At 60.3% G+C, this 18150-nt stretch carries 19 protein-coding genes; 15 read left to right on the forward strand and 4 right to left on the reverse strand.

Annotated features, from left to right (window positions below):
• Window positions 1-4 precede the first annotated feature (4 nt).
• The 15 genes from nuoG (at window position 5) to GTP23_RS09050 (ending at window position 14032) form a co-directional block, all read left to right on the forward strand.
• Window positions 5-2335, forward strand: a complete 2331-nt coding sequence (gene nuoG / locus GTP23_RS08980; protein WP_161034873.1) for an NADH-quinone oxidoreductase subunit NuoG — start codon at window positions 5-7, stop codon at window positions 2333-2335.
• On the forward strand, window positions 2335-3420 hold the full coding sequence (gene nuoH / locus GTP23_RS08985; RefSeq protein WP_161034874.1) for an NADH-quinone oxidoreductase subunit NuoH: 1086 nt from the start codon (window positions 2335-2337) through the stop codon (window positions 3418-3420). The genes nuoG and nuoH overlap by 1 nt, the downstream gene beginning before the upstream one ends.
• 12 nt (window positions 3421-3432) lie before the next feature.
• A complete protein-coding gene (nuoI, locus tag GTP23_RS08990) occupies window positions 3433-3921 on the forward strand; it encodes an NADH-quinone oxidoreductase subunit NuoI (RefSeq protein ID WP_155434988.1) in 489 nt (162 codons plus the stop codon).
• 79 nt (window positions 3922-4000) lie between these two features.
• Window positions 4001-4630, forward strand: a complete 630-nt coding sequence (locus GTP23_RS08995; protein WP_161034875.1) for an NADH-quinone oxidoreductase subunit J — start codon at window positions 4001-4003, stop codon at window positions 4628-4630.
• A complete protein-coding gene (gene nuoK / locus GTP23_RS09000) occupies window positions 4627-4935 on the forward strand; it encodes an NADH-quinone oxidoreductase subunit NuoK (protein ID WP_008450334.1) in 309 nt (102 codons plus the stop codon). The genes GTP23_RS08995 and nuoK overlap by 4 nt, the downstream gene beginning before the upstream one ends.
• A gap of 48 nt (window positions 4936-4983) precedes the next feature.
• Window positions 4984-7077: an NADH-quinone oxidoreductase subunit L gene (gene nuoL / locus GTP23_RS09005; RefSeq protein ID WP_161034876.1), complete on the forward strand. Its 2094-nt coding sequence runs from the start codon at window positions 4984-4986 to the stop codon at window positions 7075-7077.
• Window positions 7078-7108: 31 nt separating this feature from the next.
• The gene (locus tag GTP23_RS09010; protein WP_161034877.1) at window positions 7109-8614 is read left to right on the forward strand and encodes an NADH-quinone oxidoreductase subunit M; all 1506 of its coding nucleotides are present in this window, start codon (window positions 7109-7111) and stop codon (window positions 8612-8614) included.
• A 16-nt stretch (window positions 8615-8630) separates the two neighbouring features.
• Window positions 8631-10136: an NADH-quinone oxidoreductase subunit NuoN gene (nuoN, locus tag GTP23_RS09015; RefSeq protein WP_155434992.1), complete on the forward strand. Its 1506-nt coding sequence runs from the start codon at window positions 8631-8633 to the stop codon at window positions 10134-10136.
• Window positions 10136-10441 carry a DUF2818 family protein gene (locus tag GTP23_RS09020; protein ID WP_161034878.1) on the forward strand — a complete coding sequence of 102 codons (306 nt, stop codon included), beginning with the start codon at window positions 10136-10138 and terminating at the stop codon, window positions 10439-10441. Before nuoN ends, GTP23_RS09020 begins: the two co-directional genes overlap by 1 nt.
• Window positions 10442-10474: 33 nt before the next feature.
• Window positions 10475-11029, forward strand: a complete 555-nt coding sequence (locus GTP23_RS09025) for an NUDIX domain-containing protein (RefSeq protein WP_161034879.1) — start codon at window positions 10475-10477, stop codon at window positions 11027-11029.
• Window positions 11029-11793 carry a hypothetical protein gene (locus GTP23_RS09030; protein WP_229256018.1) on the forward strand — a complete coding sequence of 255 codons (765 nt, stop codon included), beginning with the start codon at window positions 11029-11031 and terminating at the stop codon, window positions 11791-11793. The genes GTP23_RS09025 and GTP23_RS09030 overlap by 1 nt, the downstream gene beginning before the upstream one ends.
• A 64-nt stretch (window positions 11794-11857) precedes the next feature.
• Window positions 11858-12577 carry a 2-C-methyl-D-erythritol 4-phosphate cytidylyltransferase gene (gene ispD, locus GTP23_RS09035; protein ID WP_161034880.1) on the forward strand — a complete coding sequence of 240 codons (720 nt, stop codon included), beginning with the start codon at window positions 11858-11860 and terminating at the stop codon, window positions 12575-12577.
• A gap of 13 nt (window positions 12578-12590) precedes the next feature.
• On the forward strand, window positions 12591-13082 hold the full coding sequence (gene ispF / locus GTP23_RS09040; RefSeq protein WP_161034881.1) for a 2-C-methyl-D-erythritol 2,4-cyclodiphosphate synthase: 492 nt from the start codon (window positions 12591-12593) through the stop codon (window positions 13080-13082).
• A 64-nt stretch (window positions 13083-13146) separates the two neighbouring features.
• Window positions 13147-13680 (forward strand): NMCC_0638 family (lipo)protein, encoded by a 534-nt coding sequence (locus tag GTP23_RS09045; protein WP_161034882.1) that lies wholly within the window; start codon window positions 13147-13149, stop codon window positions 13678-13680.
• Window positions 13681-13729: 49 nt separating this feature from the next.
• Window positions 13730-14032, forward strand: coding sequence for a hypothetical protein (locus GTP23_RS09050; protein ID WP_161034883.1), 303 nt, complete (start codon window positions 13730-13732; stop codon window positions 14030-14032).
• Between the two features lie 38 nt (window positions 14033-14070).
• On the opposite strand, the gene GTP23_RS09055 is transcribed toward GTP23_RS09050, so the two are convergent.
• The 4 genes from GTP23_RS09055 to GTP23_RS09070 form a co-directional block, all read right to left on the reverse strand.
• Window positions 14071-15051 (reverse strand): FHA domain-containing protein, encoded by a 981-nt coding sequence (locus GTP23_RS09055; protein WP_161034884.1) that lies wholly within the window; start codon window positions 15049-15051, stop codon window positions 14071-14073.
• On the reverse strand, window positions 15048-16556 hold the full coding sequence (locus tag GTP23_RS09060; RefSeq protein WP_229256019.1) for a S1 family peptidase: 1509 nt from the start codon (window positions 16554-16556) through the stop codon (window positions 15048-15050). The genes GTP23_RS09055 and GTP23_RS09060 overlap by 4 nt, the downstream gene beginning before the upstream one ends.
• Before the next feature lie 25 nt (window positions 16557-16581).
• Window positions 16582-17235, reverse strand: coding sequence for a GTP cyclohydrolase II (gene ribA / locus GTP23_RS09065; RefSeq protein ID WP_155434999.1), 654 nt, complete (start codon window positions 17233-17235; stop codon window positions 16582-16584).
• A gap of 158 nt (window positions 17236-17393) precedes the next feature.
• A complete protein-coding gene (locus tag GTP23_RS09070; protein WP_161034885.1) occupies window positions 17394-18095 on the reverse strand; it encodes a pirin family protein in 702 nt (233 codons plus the stop codon).
• Window positions 18096-18150 lie beyond the last annotated feature (55 nt).

The following is an 18150-nucleotide window of genomic DNA, read 5'->3' on the forward strand; positions in this document are numbered from 1 at the left end:
CACCATGGTTGAAATCGAAATAGACGGCAAAAAAGTCGAAGTCCCTGCTGGTAGCATGGTGATGGACGCCGCCAACAAACTGGGAACCTACATTCCGCACTTCTGCTATCACAAGAAATTGTCGATCGCTGCGAACTGCCGTATGTGCCTCGTCGAAGTAGAGAAGGCGCCTAAGCCTTTGCCAGCATGCGCTACGCCCGTTGCGGCCGGCATGATTGTGCGCTCTGCTTCCGACAAGGCCGTACAGGCTCAGAAGTCGGTGATGGAGTTCCTGCTGATTAACCACCCGCTGGACTGCCCGATCTGCGATCAGGGCGGCGAATGCCAGCTGCAGGATCTGGCCGTAGGTTACGGCAAGACCACTTCGCGCTACGAAGAAGACAAGCGCGTGGTGGCGCCGAAAGACGGCGGCCCGCTGGTGTCCATGCAGGAGATGTCGCGCTGCATCCAGTGCACCCGTTGCGTACGTTTCGGTCAGGAAGTGGCCGGCGTGATGGAACTGGGCATGATCGGCCGCGGCGAACATTCCGAAATTACCGCTTTCGTCGGTCAGACCGTGACCTCGGAAATGTCGGGCAATATGATCGACCTGTGCCCGGTAGGCGCACTGACCTCCAAGCCATTCCGTTACAGTGCCCGTTCGTGGGAACTGTCGCGTCGTAAATCGGTATCGCCACACGACGGCCTCGGCGCCAACCTGATCGTTCAGGTGAAAGCCGGCAAGGTCAAGCGCGTGCTGCCGCTGGAAAACGACGCCGTCAACGAATGCTGGATCTCCGATAAAGACCGCTTCTCCTACGAAGGTCTGGACAGCGCCGACCGTCTGACCCAGCCTATGCTCAAGCAGGGCAACGAGTGGAAAGAAGTCGACTGGCAGACCGCGCTCGAATACGTGGCGCACGGCCTGAAAAACATCCGTCACGAACACGGCGCACAGTCGCTGGCTTCGCTGGCTACGCCGCACTCGACGCTGGAAGAACTGCACCTGCTGCAGAAACTGACCCGCGCCATGGGTTCGGACAGTGTTGACACCCGTCTGCGTAACGCGGACGTGTCGCTGCAGGGCGTTGCACCTTGGCTCGGTATGTCGATTGCCGACTTCGGCCAGCTGAACCGCGCTTTCGTGATCGGTTCCTTCCTGCGTAAAGATCATCCGCAACTGGCTACGCGTCTGCGTCTGGCAGTGAAGGGCGGCGCCAAGCTGTCCATCCTGCACGCAACCGACGACGACCTGCTGATGAACGTCGCTAACAAGATGATCGCTGCACCGTCGGACTGGCTGGCAGCACTGTCGCAAGTCGTAGTCGCTGTGGCTGCCGCCAAAGGCGTGGCCGCTCCGGCAGGCTTCGAAGGCGTACAGGCTGATGCCGCTGCGACGGCCATCGCTGCTTCGCTGCTGTCGGGCGACGCTGCACTGAGCCGTGGTGTATTCCTCGGTAACGCTGCTGCCCAGCACCCACAGGCCGGCGCGCTGCACGCTGCCGCCCAGTGGATCGCTGAGCAGACCGGCGCCAAGTTCGGCTACCTGACCGAAGCTGCTAATACTGTTGGCGCTTACATCGCTAACGCCAACAGCGCCTCGGCACCCGCATTCAGCGAACAGAAAAAAGCTTACCTGCTGCTCAACGCCGAACCAGCGTTCGACGCGCACAACCCGCAAGTGGCTGCCAGCGCACTGCAGAACGCCGACATGGTGGTGGTCATGTCGCCGTACAAGCACGGCATGGAATACGCCGACGTGCTGCTGCCAGTGTCGCCATTCAGTGAAACTTCGGGCACCTTCGTCAACTGCGAAGGCCGTGCACAGAGCTTCAACGGCACCGTCAAGCCGCTGCTGGAAACCCGCCCTGCATGGAAAGTGCTGCGCGTTCTGGGTAACATCCTCGGCCTGTCGGGCTTCGAGTATGAAACTTCGGAAGCCATCCGCGACGAAGTGCTGGGCGCCGGTGTGACCGACGTAACGTCCAAGCTGAACAACCGCAGCGCCGCTGCTCCAGTGGCCGCGCAAATCGGCAACGGTGGCACCGAGCGTATCGCCGATGTACCGATCTACTTCGCCGACGCCATCGTGCGCCGTGCCGAGTCGCTGCAACAGACCGCCGACGCGGCTGCGCCGAAAGCGCATCTGTCGGCAGCGCTGGCCCAGCAACTGGGTGTGGCTGCTGGCGATCTGGTGAAAGTGACCCAGGGTGCCGGTAACGCCACGCTGCTTGCTGCCATCGACGCAGCGCTGCCAGCCCGCACCGTGCGCGTCGCTGCAGCCCATGCATCGACCGCTGCGCTGGGTAGCATGTTCGGTTCTATCACTGTTGAAAAAGCAGGAGAGGGTAAATAATGGCTCTGCCTGAATTCGTAACGACTATTAATGCCATGGGCGCCAACAGTGTGCTGGCCCCGGCATGGCCGCTGATCTGGGCCATGATCCGTATCGTGGTGGTACTGCTGCCGCTGATGGGTCTGGTGGCTTACCTGACCCTGTGGGAACGTAAGTTTATCGGCTGGATCCAGATCCGTGTGGGTCCTAACCGTGTCGGTCCTGCCGGTCTGCTGCAGCCTATCGCCGACGCGCTGAAACTGCTGTTCAAAGAGATCATCACCCCGGCCAAGGCTAACCCTGGTCTGTTCGTGATCGGTCCTATCATGACCATCATGCCGGCACTGGCCGCATGGTCGGTGGTGCCTTTCGGTCCTGAAGCGGTACTGGCCAATGTGAACGCCGGTCTGCTGCTGCTGATGGCGATCACCTCGATGGAAGTGTACGGCATCATCATCGCCGGCTGGGCTTCGAACTCGAAGTACTCCTTCCTCGGCGCGATGCGTGCTTCGGCACAGATGATTTCCTACGAAATCCCGATGGGCTTCGTACTGGTAGTGATTCTGATGGTGTCCGGTTCGCTGAACTTCGGCGAAATCGTCGCCAGCCAGCAGCGCGGCATGATGGCGGCGCAAGGCCTGAATCTGCTGTCGTGGAACTGGCTGCCACTGCTGCCACTGTTCGTGGTGTACCTGACTTCCGGTCTGGCCGAATGTAACCGTCACCCGTTCGACGTGGTGGAAGGCGAGTCGGAGATCGTTGCAGGTCACATGGTGGAATACTCGGGTATGGCCTACGCCATGTTCATGCTGGCCGAATACGCCAACATGATCCTGATCGCCACGCTGGCTTCGATCATGTTCCTCGGTGGCTGGTCGGCACCGCTGGCTGCACTCGAATTCTGGGGCGGTTTCGGTGGCTTCTTCTGGCTGTTCGCTAAGGTCTTCTTCCTGGTCTCGGTGTTCATCTGGGTGCGCGGTACCTTCCCACGCTACCGCTATGACCAGATCATGCGTCTGGGCTGGAAAGTGTTCATCCCTCTGACGCTGGTGTATCTGGTACTGGTGGCAGGCGTGATGCAGACCTCCTGGAATATCTGGAAGTAAGGATTAGAGAATATGGAACGTTTAAAAGATTTCATCGGCAGCTTCATGCTGACCGAACTGATCAAAGGGATGGCGCTGACGGGCAAGTATATGTTCTCGCGCAAAATCACCGTGCAGTACCCGGAAGAGAAGACGCCGATGTCGCCACGTTTCCGTGGCCTGCATGCACTGCGTCGTTATCCTAACGGTGAAGAGCGCTGCATCGCCTGCAAACTGTGCGAAGCAGTGTGCCCGGCGATGGCGATCAGCATCGAGTCGGAACAGCGTGCTGACGGTTCGCGCCGTACCACCCGTTACGACATCGATCTGACCAAGTGCATCTTCTGCGGCTTCTGCGAAGAATCCTGCCCGGTCGATTCCATCGTTGAAACGCATGTACTGGAATACCACGGCGAAAAACGCGGCGATCTGTACTACACGAAAGAGATGCTGCTGGCAGTTGGTGATCGCTACGAATCAGAGATCGCCGAAGCACGCGCAGCCGACGCTCCTTACCGCTGATCGTTGCCGGCCCTGTGCCGGCATCTCAGTGTCGCTGTTTGACTGTGATTCTCAATTATGTACGTCTCTTGGGTTAGTTATGGAATTTAAAACTGCTTTGTTCTACGCCTTCTCAGCCATCATGATTCTGGCTGCGACGCGCGTTATCACGGCCCGCAACCCGGTGCACGCAGCACTGTTCCTGGTGCTGGCGTTCTTCTCGGCAGCCGGCATCTGGATGCTGCTGGAAGCGGAGTTCCTCGCCATCGTGCTGGTACTCGTCTACGTGGGCGCCGTGATGGTGCTGTTCCTGTTCGTGGTGATGATGCTCGATCTGGATACCGACAAGATGCGCCAGGGCTTCTGGAGCTATCTGCCGCTGGCCTCGGCCATCGGCGCGCTGATCGTGCTGGAAATGGCTGCCGTGCTGTGGCGCTCGTTCTACGCGATGGAACAGCAACCGGTTAACGCCGGCAATATCGGCGGCACCAAAGAACTGGGCCTGCTGATCTACACCAAATACATCTACGGCTTCGAAGTCGCTGCAGCAGTGCTGCTGGTGGCTATCATCGCTGCCGTGGCGCTGACCCTGCGCAAGCGCAAGGACATCAAATATCTCGACCCGTCGGAAGCGGTACGCGTCAAGCGTAACGACCGTCTGCGCATCGTCAAAGTCGATGCCGTCAGCACGCGCGGCGCGGCCGAAGCAGAAGTTAAGGAGGCACCATGACTTTATCGCTGGCTCACTACCTCGTTCTTGGCGCGATACTGTTCGCGATCTCGATCGTCGGTATTTTCCTCAATCGCAAAAATATCATCGTCCTGCTGATGGCCATCGAACTGATGCTGCTGGCAGTGAACATGAACTTTATCGCGTTCTCCCATTATCTGGGTGACGCGGCCGGGCAGATCTTCGTGTTCTTCATTCTGACCGTCGCCGCTGCCGAATCGGCAATCGGCCTCGCGATTCTGGTGGTGATGTTCCGTAATCTGGACACCATCAATGTAGAAGACCTGGATAGCTTGAAGGGTTAATCCTTCGTGGCTAAGTTCAATTTCGAATAATAACGATTAAGGTTCATCATGGCGGTTACTCTTAACCCTAATCTCCTACTGGCCGTACCACTGGCGCCGCTGGCCGGCTCCGCGATTGCCGGCCTGTTAGGAACACAATTTTTCGGCAACGTGGTGGGGCGCAAGGTCTCGCACACGGCGACCATTCTGGGCGTGCTGGTAGCATTCATCCTGTCGGCGATGACGTTGAACGACGTGATCGGCGGTGCCAGCTACAACGGCACCGTGTACAACTGGATGACGGTCGGCACCATCAAACTGGTGGTCGGCTTCCAGATCGACGCGCTGTCGGCGATGATGATGTGCGTAGTGACCTTCGTGTCGCTGATGGTGCACATCTACACCATCGGCTACATGGCAGAAGATGAAGGCTACAACCGCTTCTTCGCCTACATCTCGCTGTTCACCTTCTCGATGCTGATGCTGGTTATGTCCAACAACTTCCTGCAGCTGTTCTTCGGCTGGGAAGCTGTGGGTCTGGTGTCGTATCTGCTGATCGGCTTCTGGTATACCCGCCCGACCGCCATCGTGGCCAACATGAAAGCCTTCCTGGTCAACCGTGTGGGTGACTTCGGCTTCATCCTCGGTATCGGTCTGCTGCTGGCTTACGCCGGTTCGATGGATTACAAAGAAGTGTTTGACAAGAAGCAGCAGCTGGCGGCGCTGACCCTGCCGGGCACCGACTGGGCACTGCTGACCGTGGCCTGTATCTGCCTGTTCATCGGCGCGATGGGTAAATCGGCCCAGTTCCCGCTGCACGTCTGGCTGCCAGACTCGATGGAAGGTCCGACCCCGATTTCGGCACTGATCCACGCGGCGACCATGGTTACCGCCGGTATCTTCATGGTGACCCGTATGTCGCCACTGTTCGAACTGTCGGATACGGCACTGTCCTTCATCCTCGTGATCGGCTCGATTACCGCGCTGTTCATGGGCTTCCTCGGCATCATCCAGAACGACATCAAGCGCGTGGTCGCTTACTCGACCCTGTCGCAGCTCGGCTACATGACCGTGGCACTGGGCGCATCGGCTTACTCGGTGGCCGTGTTCCACCTGATGACCCACGCCTTCTTCAAAGCGCTGCTGTTCCTCGGCGCCGGTTCGGTGATCATCGGTATGCACCACGATCAGGACATCCGCAACATGGGTGGTCTGCGTAAATACATGCCTATCACCTGGATCACTTCGCTGCTGGGTTCGCTGGCTCTGATCGGTACCCCGTTCTTCTCCGGCTTCTACTCGAAAGATTCGATCATCGAAGCAGTAGGGGAGAGCCACCTGTGGGGCGCCGGCTTCGCTAACTTCGCCGTGCTGGCTGGCGTGTTCGTGACCGCGTTCTACTCGTTCCGTATGTACTTCCTGGTGTTCCACGGTGAAGAGCGCTTCGGCAAAGCTCACCACGACGACCACCACGCCCATGCTCCGGCTGCTGCCGCTGCACATGACGATGGCCACGGCCATGACGATCATGGTCACGATGACCACGACGACCACGCGCACCACGGTCTGGCTCCGGGCCAGAAACCGCACGAGTCGCCATTCGTTGTGTGGTTCCCGCTGGCGATGCTGGCCATCCCTTCGGTCATCATCGGCTATCTGGCCATCGGCCCTATGCTGTACGGCGATTTCTTCAAAGGCGTGATCACCTTCGGTGCCAACCACCCTGTGATGGAAGAACTGGCACACGAGTTCCACGGCCCAGTGGCCATGGCGATGCACGCACTGACCTCGCTGCCTCTGTGGCTGGCGATCTCCGGTGTGGCTACCTCGTACTACTGCTACATGATCAACCCGCGCGTTCCTGCCTGGTTCTACGAGAAGTTCAAGTTCCTGCACACCCTGCTGGAGAACAAGTACTACATGGACAAGTTCAACGAGACCGTGTTCGCCGGCGGCGCACGCCTGCTGGGCAATGGTCTGTGGACTGTGGGCGACCGCACCCTGATCGACGGCCTGCTGGTCAACGGCAGCGCCAAAGTGGTGGGCTGGTTCTCGACGCTGACCCGTTTGGCGCAGACTGGTTATATCTACCACTACGCGTTTGTCATGATCCTCGGCATTCTGGGGTTCCTGATCTACTTCCTGCCGTTTTGGCACGCTTAATTAGCTGATACGCAAAGAGATAAAGATAACCATGATGCAGTCAACTATATCTACCTTACCTCCGTACCTGAGCCTCGCGATCTGGCTCCCGATTATCTTCGGCCTGATCGTGCTGGCCATCGGTCGCGATACCAACGCCGCGCTGGTGCGCGTTGGTTCGCTGATCGGCGCTCTGGTGAGCTTCGCGGCCACCATTCCGCTGATTACCAACTTTGACAACGCCGCGCACGGCATGCAGTTCGTCGAGCGCTCGCCGTGGATCGAACGCTTCAACATCTTCTACTCGCTCGGTATCGACGGCCTGTCGCTGTGGTTCGTACCGCTGACCGCCTTCATCACCGTGATCGTGGTGATCTCGGCATGGCAGGTGATCCAGAAGCGCGTGGCCCAGTACATGGGCGCCTTCCTGATCCTGTCGGGTCTGATGATCGGCGTGTTCGCCGCCATGGACGGCCTGCTGTTCTACTTCTTCTTCGAAGCGACCCTGATCCCGATGTACATCATCATCGGTGTGTGGGGTGGTGAAAACCGCGTGTACGCTTCGTTCAAGTTCTTCCTGTACACCTTCTTCGGTTCGCTGCTGACGCTGGTCGCCATCATCTACCTGTACAAAGTGTCGGGCGGTAGCTTCGACATCCTGATGTGGCACAAGATTGCCCTGACGATGAAAGAGCAGATCTTCATCTTCCTGGCCTTCTTCATGGCCTTCGCCGTGAAAGTACCAATGTTCCCGGTGCACACCTGGCTGCCAGACGTGCACGTGGAAGCGCCTACCGGCGGTTCCGCCGTGCTGGCTGCCATCATGCTGAAACTCGGTGCTTACGGCTTCCTGCGTTTCTCGCTGCCTATCACCCCGGACGCATCGAAATATCTGGCCGGTTTCGTCATCACCCTGTCGCTGATCGCCGTGATCTACATCGGTCTGGTGGCGCTGGTACAGAAAGACATGAAAAAGCTGGTGGCCTACTCGTCGATCGCCCACATGGGCTTCGTCACGCTGGGCTTCTTCATCTTCAATGAAATGGCAGTGCAGGGCGCTATCGTGCAGATGATCTCGCACGGCTTCATCTCGGGCGCCATGTTCCTGTGTATCGGTGTGCTGTACGATCAGGCTCACTCGCGCCAGATCGCCGACTACGGTGGTGTGGTCAACAAGATGCCGAAGTTCGCAGCCCTGTTCATCTTCTTCTCGATGGCTAACTGCGGCCTGCCAGCGACTTCCGGCTTCGTCGGCGAGTTCATGGTGATCCTCGGCGCTACCCAGTACAACTTCGTTATCGGTCTGCTGGCTGCAACTGCGCTGATCTTCGGCGCTGCCTACTCGCTGTGGATGGCCAAGCGCGTGATCTTCGGCAAAGTAGCCAACCACCACGTAGCAGAACTGGTTGATGTGAACGGTCGTGAATTCTTCATGCTGGGCATCCTGGCTGTTGCAGTGCTGGCGATGGGCCTGTACCCAGCCCCATTCACTGACACCATGCAAACCTCGGTTGCAGACCTGCTGGCGCACGTCGCCAAGAGCAAGCTGCCGTTCTGATAGCGGAAACAAAACAATGACTACTCCAATTCCACAAGCTGTTATCGACATGGTGCCGGTGTACCCAGAAATGGTGTTGCTGATCGGTGCCTCGGCGATCCTGTTGATCGACATGTTCCTCAAAGAGGGACAGCGTTCGCTGACCTATCTGCTGTCGCTGGCGACGCTGCTGGTTGCCGGCGTCCTGAGCTACAACGACTTCGTTACCGGCCACACGGTCTACACCTTCAACGGTATGTTCGTATCCGACCCTATGGCTAACCTGCTCAAGGTCTTCACCTACCTGACGGCAGGCCTGACGCTCGTGTATTCGCGCCAGTACGCTGATGACCGCGGTATGCTGAGCGGTAATCTGGGCGGCGAGTTCTACGTGCTTGCCCTGTTCACCGTGCTGGGCCAGATGGTGATGATCTCCGGTTCCAACTTCCTGTCCGTATATCTGGGCGTGGAGCTGATGTCGCTGTCGCTGTACGCACTGGTCGCTCTGCGCCGTGACAACCACAAAGCTACTGAAGCTGCGATGAAGTACTTCGTACTGGGCGCGCTGGCTTCCGGCTTCCTGCTGTACGGTATCTCGATGCTGTACGGCGCCACCGGCACGCTGGACATCCGTGGCGTTTCGGCCATGGTCGCTGGCGGTACCGTGAACAAGACTGTACTGATCTTCGGCGTGGTATTCCTCGTCGCTGGTCTGGCCTTCAAACTGGGCGCCGTACCATTCCATATGTGGGTACCGGACGTGTACGAAGGTTCGCCAACGGCAGTGACCCTGCTGCTGGGCGGCGCACCGAAAATCGCTACCTTCGCGATCTGCATCCGCCTGCTGGTGGAAGGTCTGATGCCGCTGGCATTCGACTGGCAGCAGATGCTGATGATCCTGGCCGTGCTGTCGCTGGCGATCGGTAACATCACTGCGATCGCCCAGACTAATCTGAAGCGTATGCTGGCTTACTCGACCATTGCGCAGATGGGCTTCGTTCTGCTGGGTCTGCTGGCTGGCGTAGCCGGTACCACCGACCGCACCGGTGCATCGGCTGCCTACAGCGCTGCCATGTACTACGTGATCACGTACGTGCTGACCACCATCGGCAGCTTCGGCATGCTGATGCTGCTGTCGCGTTCCGGTTTCGAAGCTGAAAATCTGGCCGACCTGAAAGGTCTGAGCAAGCGTAACGGCTGGTTCGCTGTCGTCATGTCGGCGCTGATGTTCTCGCTGGCCGGTGTGCCACCGATGATGGGCTTCGCTGCCAAGTTCTCGGTACTGACCGCCGTGCTGGGCACCGGCCAGATCTGGCTGACCGTACTGGCTGTGATGTTCTCGCTGATCGGCGCGTTCTACTACCTGCGCGTAGTGAAAGTGATGTGGTTCGATGAAGCTGCCGACGAGTCGCCTATCGTCGTCAAGGCCGACATGAGCGTGGCTCTGAGCCTGAACGCGATCGCTATCGTGCTGCTGGGTGTACTGCCAGGCCCGCTGCTGGCAGCCTGCCTGAAAGCCATGACCATCACCCTGAACACCTGATGGACATTTCCGTAGCAAGCTGGTTGGTCATCGTCATCGCGATTGCGGCGGCCAACCTGCCATTCTTCAACGAGCGCCTCTTCGCGCTCGTGCCCAGCCGCTGGGAGAGCAAGCCGCTGTTCGTGCGGCTGTTCGAAATGGTCGTGCTCTTCTTTGCGGTGGGTGTCATCGGCTTCGCTCTCGAAGGCCGCCTCGGCAACCGCTTCCCGCAAACGTGGGAGTTCTATGCCATCTCCGCCTGCCTGTTCATCGTGCTGGCTTTCCCCGGATTCATTCTGCGTTACCTGCGCAAGCGCCACGACTGATACACTATCGTTCTTCAACGACGTGGAGCAGGCATGGACAAACATCTGGTAGAAACCCGTATCGACGGTGAACTGGTCTACGACGGCCATTTCCTCAAAATCCAGCGCGATACTATCGAACTGCCGGACGGCCAGCATACCAGGCGCGAATACGTGCTGCATCCGGGCGCGGTGGTGATCCTGCCGCTGCTCGATGATGGCACGGTGCTGATGGAGCGCCAGTTCCGCTATCCGCTGCATCAGGTATTCATCGAATTCCCCGCCGGTAAAATCGACCATAACGAAGACCCGCTGGCCAGCGCCAAGCGCGAACTCGAAGAAGAAACCGGCTACACGGCCAGCGAGTGGCAGTACGTCACGCGCATCCATAATGCCATCGCCTATTCGGATGAGCATCTGGACCTGTATCTGGCGCGCGGCCTGAAAGCCGGCCAGCAGAAGCTGGACGAAGGCGAATTCCTCGAAACCTATACGGCCACCATCGACGAACTGCTGCAAGGCGTGCGTGATGGTTCGATCACCGACGTGAAGACGGTGATCGGCATCTTCTGGCTCGACAAGCTGCGCGCGGGCGACTGGAAACTCTGATGAAACTGCGCGTGCTGCGGGCATGGAGCAAGCTGGCAGCCAGCGCTGCGGCGGCTGCACTATCTGCTGCCATGGCCGTCTGTGTGCCGGCGACGGCCATGGCTGCAATGGCTACGGATAGCGCTGCCGGCCGCACGCCGTTTCAGGTACGCTGCGAAGATACTATCGCCAAGACTGTGTCCGTGCTGTCCTCGCGCAGCAATGGCTATACCATCAACAACCAGCTGCCCTTCAATCAGCTCACCGCGCGTAGCGGCAGTGCCGCCAATGGCATGGCCACGCTGGGCCTGACGGTAACGAATGGCCAGTACGCGGTCAAACTGGGCGGCACCATTTTGCAGGATGCGACCAGCGGCTACGAGTGCATCGCGCCACGGGTGGAGCTGTCACTCAACTACTCGCCCGTGCTGATTTACGTTAGCAACGAGTTCGCCCCCGGTTCCTGCGGCTATCAGGTGATACTCGAGCATGAGCAGCGGCACCTGCAGGCATATATGGATAATCTGGCGCGCGTGGAAAAAGTGGTGCGCGATGCGCTGAACAAGCGCTTCGACGCCAGACCGCTGTATGCGCCATCGGGTACGGCCATGTCGGCGCTGGAGCACGAAATCAGCAGCAAGTGGTTCCCGTTTATCCGCGATGAATTCGACAAGGGCAAAGATAAACAGGCGCAGATCGATACGCCGGAAGAATATGCCCGCATGGGCAAGGTGTGCAATGGCGAAGTCGCCGCCACCATTTTGAAGCGCTTACATAAACAATAATAAGCAATAACAAGCAATAACAAGCAATAACAAGCAATAACAAGCAATAACAAGCAATAAGAACATGACTGATACGAATCCGACGCGACGCTATGTCGCTCTCTTGCCTGCCGCTGGTGTGGGCGCGCGCATGGCGGCCGGCTGCCCCAAACAGTACCTGACAGTGGCAGGACAGCCCATGCTGCGCCATGCCGTCGAAGCTTTCCGCGCCAGTGCGCTGATCAGCCACACCTATGTGGTGGTGAGCGCCGCCGACGGCTATATCGACGAAGTGCTGCCGGCCGGACTGGCCGGTGTCACGGTGCTGCGCTGTGGCGGTGCCACCCGCATGGACAGTGTGCTCAATGGCCTGCGCGCGATCCAGCGCGAGATGGCCGAGAGCGATATGGTGCTGGTGCACGATGCCGCCCGGCCCGGCCTGACGCCGACGCTGATCGCACGTCTGATCGACGGCGTGGGCGACGATGCGGCTGGCGGCCTGCTGGCGCTGCCTGTGGTCGATACCGTCAAGCGCAGTGCGCCGTCGGCGCAAGGCGTGTGCTCCGCCGCGACCATACCGCGTAACGGCATGTGGCTGGCGCAGACGCCGCAGATGTTCAGCTACCAGCTGCTGCTGCGCGCGCTGGGCCGCGCCACCGATCCGGATGCGATTACCGATGATGCCAGCGCGGTGGAACTGCTGGGCCTCACGCCGCGCCTGATCGAAGGCCATCCGCGCAATCTCAAAGTCACGCTGCCAGCCGACATCCGCATCGCGGAAATGTATCTGGCTGCCGGCGAATAACACAGGACAGACTATGCTCAAACTTCCATTCCGCATTGGCCAGGGTTACGACTGCCACAAACTGGTCGAAGGCCGCAAACTGATCATCGGCGGGGTCGAGATTCCCCACCATCTGGGTCTGCTGGGCCACTCCGATGCCGACGTGCTGCTGCACGCGATCACCGATGCACTGCTAGGCGCCGCGGCGCTGGGCGATATCGGCAAACACTTTCCTGACACCGACCCGCAGTTCAAGGGCGCCGATTCGCGTACGCTGCTGAAGGAAGCGGCGCGCCGCGTGGTGGCTACCGGTTACCGCATCGGCAATATCGACGCCACCATCATCGCCCAGCGGCCCAAGATGGCGCCGCACATCGGCGCCATGTGTGCCAATCTGGCGCAGGATCTGGGGCTCGATATCAGTCAAGTCAACATCAAGGCCAAGACCAACGAGAAGATGGGCTACCTGGGCCGCGAGGAAGGCATCAACGCCGAAGCCGTGGCCTTGCTGCTCGCAGTCGACTAAGTCGGGTTGCATCACCGCTTGCTGGCCTGGCTGATCTATGCCCGGATTTTTTAAGGAGCCTGTCATGCGTTATCCTGCCCTGTTAGTCCTGCTGGCTGCGGCCATTGGCGCACCGGCGCAAGCTGACCCGCAGTCGGCGGCGTTTGCACAGATCTATTCCTCGCTATGCCTCAAGCATCTGGCCAAGGTGGACGAGTTGCGCCTTAAGCTGAAGGACATGCCCAGCCTTCCCGCCGAAAAGGCAGAAGGATTTCTGCAGGGGCGACCCGGCAAGGCCTGGCCGGTACCGGACAAGCATGGGGTGTTTGTGCTGGCACTGCAGGACGGCAAGGACGTTTGCAGTGTCTTTGCCCACCGTGCCGATGCGCAGGCAGTCGAGGCGGATTTCCTGCGGCTGGTACAAACCGCGCCGGCGCCGCTGACGTCGCAGCTGATCGAAAATGGCGTTACGCAAAGTGCCCGTAATGGCAGGACCAGGACCGTTGTTTATGCATGGAGCTTACCGCAGGCTAAACGGAAGATGATCTTCACGCTGACCACGGCGACAGGCGAGGCCGCCAATCTGCAGGCGATGGCCACAGCCAGTATGGGGCAATGAGCGGGATGTAGTCCTGCATCGGGAATAAGACGCTGTATGGGAGGGTAGCTTGGCGCGAGATATTTATGCTTACCGGCAGGTGGCAGTGCAGTCGGTGTCGGATGGGCGCCATGTGTGGATACAGCCGGTGCCGGGGCAGGCGTTTGCGCCCAGCCTGCGCGTGCAGTGCGCGCGCGCTCTGTGCGATACGGCCGTTTATCCGCTGGGCACCTGCTTCCTGCTCGATGCCAAACTGACCGACCGGCAGGGCGGTACGCCTTATCTATATGCCTGGCACGGCGATGCCGTGAAGGTCATGACGCCTGCCCAGACCCGGGCGTTTCTGGCCGAATTCAAACGCGGCCGGATCTAGTGCGCCATCGCCAGCCGGCCCAGGCTGGCTAGCCAGATTCACTCGCTGTCTTCGTCTTCGTCGTCATTGGTGCTGCTACCGCGGGTGCGGGCCGCATCGGCCGCGTTGCGCAGTGCGGCCGCATCGGCCACGAACTGGTCGACGCTGCGGTCAGCGCTCTGATGCCACTGCGGTGGCAGCAGGGCCGACATATACAGCTCGTCGCCGGCACGGCCAGTACTTTGCAGGTTGAGCAGCAATAGCAGCATGGCGCTGGCCGCATAGGTGATGCCGCTGCCGATGGCGTAGCGGCGCGGGTGGTGCGGCTTGATGGTGCGCAGGTGGAAATACAGCATGCTGCAGGCGATCGCCAGTATCACCAGATTGCCATAGCGGGTGAGTACGGTGGCATCCCACGCATAGGCCATGGCCGTGCTGACCAGACGCCACACGCCCATCACACACAGGCCGCTGCCGAGGATGAAGATGTGGCGGCCGAAGCGTGCATGGCTGCCGAACAGGCGGTTGGCCAGTGCCCATGCGCCGCTCCATAGCAGGCCGGCACCGAGGCAGGAGGCCAGCGCCAGTACATAGCGCACCAGCGCGAAATTCTCGATGTCGTTGAACCACGTTTCGACCAGCGCAAACAGGCTGGCCAGCAGCAGGCCGCTGATCGCCGGTGCGGCACCTTCCCAGCTATGCATGGTGGTATCGGCCAGTTCGGGCGCTACCACAAAATCGGCACTGCGCACGCGCAGCCGGGTGTGGCCAAGCCGGATCACGCGATGACCATCGAGCGCAATCGCCTCGCAGCGCTTGCCGCCGTAGTAGCTACCATTGGCGCTGCCCAGATCGCGCAGCAGCAGCTGACCATGCTCGTCGAGGTCTATGCTGGCGTGGCTGGCGGCGCTGTGGGCGTCGTCGAGGATGACGTCGTTGTCGTAGCCGCGGCCGATGCGGATAGGTAGTTGCTGCAGGCGGTGGCGGTGCAGCACGTCGCCATTGCGGGCGAGGATTTCGACGAAGTAGGGCGCGTTCATCGTGCCGCCCCTTTCGGCGCCGGTGCACGCGTCAGTGCGCTCAGGAAGGCACGGGTCAGACGCAAGCCATTTTCATACGAAACGCCGCGCGCATCGATGCGGCTCTGTAAGCTCATCAGGCCATGGTCGGTGCTGGCCGTCAGCAGGGCGAAATCGTACAGACCGGCGAACTTGCGGTAGGCGCGCACGCACAGCACGGCGCGCAAGGGCAGCTTGCTGTTGTTGACGAAATCTTCCGTGCACTGGGGCGCTGTCAGCCGGCTATCCTTGTTGTTGCCGAAGTTTTCGTTCTTGAACGAGGCACTGGCCAGCTGGGCGAAGCGGTACTGGTCCAGCCCCGCGCTGCGCAGGAACTGGTGGCGGATGGCGATCTGGCCCGTCTGCAGGCTGCCACTGACGAAGATGGCGGACTCCATGGCGCAGCTGGCATCATCGACCGTGAACGGTTTGTCGGCCTTGACGTTGGAACGCCCCCAGCAGCGCATCTGTTCCGATTCGCGCACAGGCACCTGATAAGGGCCCATGGTCTTCAGGCTCAGGGGCGTGGCCAGCAGCTGGTCGATCATGGCACTCTGGTGGCGTAGCAACTGGGACGCAACGATGCTGGTAAAGCTGGCCGGCGGTTTGGCCTGTTCGCCCACCTGACGCAGCAGGTCCTGCGCATAGCGGGCCGGCACGAGGAAGCTGACCAGTTCACCATCGAGCCGCTTGGAGACGTTGATGCCGGCCACGGCGCCATCGACGGTGACGCTGGGGCCACCACTCATGCCGGAGTTGATCGGGCCGGTGAACATCAGCTGGTCGTAGAAGCTGCGCGCGATCACGCCGTTGTAGGCGCCTTCGGAAATGGCGAAGCCCAGATCGAGCGGATTCCCGAGTGCGTACAGATACTGGCCCTGCGACAGGCGTGCCAGCTTTTCCGGCATCTTGAAAAAGCCCGTGCCGTTGCGGCTCACGCGCAGCACGGCCAGATCGTGCAGCACATCGACGGCCAGCAGTTCCACATTGCCGCGCTGGCCGCTGGTATCGACCCATTCGCCCACATAGGTGTCGGGATCGAGCGCGAACTGGGAAACCACGTGGTAGTTGGTGATGACCAGATTGCTGGTGCCAATCAAAAAGCCGGAACCCACCGAGGACTGGGTGCGGCCGCTTTTGAGCAGGGTGCGCACCTGCAGCAGGTCGTTGCGGGCGGCGCCATACAGATGCTGGGCCGCGCTGGAAGGCGGGGGCAGCGGGGTGCTGTCGGCATCCTCGTCTTCTTCGCCTGCCGCCTGTGCAGCGGGATCGGCGACGCGGGCGGACGGCAGTGTGGCGGTAGGGGCTGGCGTGGCAGGTTTGCGCGCGGCCTTGCCGCTGGCAGGACTGGCGGCTGGCGCGGTTGCCGGGCCGGTGGCCGGCGTGCTGGCTGCCGTGCCGGAACCGACGGCAGCGCCGGATGCGGCCCAGACAGCGCCAGCGCTGCAGCTAAGGAGCAATGTAACGATCAGTCGCTGAAAATTCATGCCTTCCTTTTACTGGGGCCGGTGATTACAGCGCGCCATCCTCCACGGGGGCAGGGGTCAGTGGCGTCATCATGTGACCCAGCTTGGCTGCCTTGGTGTCCAGATAGTGCTGGTTGAAGGCATTGCGGTTGACCAGCAGCGGAACCCGTTCCACCACTTCCACACCGAGCTTGCCGACAGCATCAATCTTACGCGGATTATTGGTCATCAGGCGCAGTGATTTCACGCCGAATTGCGCCAGCATGGGTTGTACCATGCTGTAGTTGCGCTGATCGGGCTGGAAGCCCAGCTGCACATTGGCCTGCACCGTGTCGGCGCCGGCTTCCTGCAGGCGGTAGGCGCGGATCTTGTTGACCAGGCCGATGCCGCGGCCTTCCTGACGCAGGTAGAGCAGGATGCCGCGGCCTTCATCGGCGATCTTGCGCAGTGCGCCTTCGAGCTGGGCGCCGCAGTCGCAGCGCTGCGAGAACAGCACGTCGCCCGTCAGGCATTCGGAATGCACGCGTCCCAGCACGGGCTCGCCGTTGCCGACATCGCCCAGCACCATGGCCAGATGCTCTTTGCCCGTGCTCTTTTCGACGAAAGCGTGCAGGGTGAACTGGGCCCAGGGTGTAGGCAGGGCGCACGAAGTCGTGTATTCCAGGTCCACGTTAGCCGGGGTTGTTGCACTCTGCGACATAATTCTGCTCTTCAAATAGTGATCTACAAGGTAAAAAACGCGCGCCGGGCTGTTCGAACAGACCCGGCGCGCCCCTCATGATACCAAAACTGGCGGAAAGTTTTTTTAGGCCGGCCTCTAGCTTTCAGGAGTTGCCAGCGGCCGGCCTGTCTGTGGCCTTAGCGGGGCAGGTCGAATACGAGGATTTCGGCGTCCTCGGCACCGGCCAGCGTGACGGCATTCTCATCGCTGAGCTTGAGGGCATCGCCGCCTTTCAGCGCTACCCCGTTCACCGTGACCGTGCCGCGGATCACGTGCACATAGGCCAGCCGGCCTGCTGCCAGCGGGTGTTCGAGCTGGTCGCCTGCGGCCATGATGGTGGCGTACAGATAGGCGTCCTGCTGGATGCGCAGCGAGTCGTCACGGCCATCGGGCGAGGCGATCAGGCGCAACTGGCCCTGTTTGCTTTCCAGCGGGATGTGCTTTTCCTCGTAGCCGGGCGCCGTGCCGGTGCGGTCCGGCTCGATCCAGATCTGCAGGAAATGCACCTGTTCGCTGCGCGAATGGTTGAATTCGCTGTGGCGTACCCCCGTGCCGGCGCTCATGCGCTGCACATCGCCATAGTGCAGCACCGAGCCCGTGCCCATGCTGTCCTTGTGTTCGAGTGCGCCGCTGAGCACGTAGGAAATGATTTCCATGTCGCGGTGGCCGTGGGTGCCGAAACCCTGGCCGCCCATCACGCGGTCTTCATTGATCACGCGCAGCGGGCCGAAACCCATGTGCAGCGGGTCATGGTAGTGGGCGAAGGAGAAGCTGTGGTGGGAATCGAGCCAGCCGTGCTGGGCGTGGCCGCGGGCTGCACTAGGACGAATTTGCAACATGATAAGGCTCCATTTCTTTTCGGGTTAATGTGCGATAATTTTGAACATCGTTCTT

Origin of the sequence: Duganella fentianensis (genome assembly GCF_009857835.1) — a bacterium.
GTDB lineage: Bacteria > Pseudomonadota > Gammaproteobacteria > Burkholderiales > Burkholderiaceae_D > Rugamonas > Rugamonas fentianensis.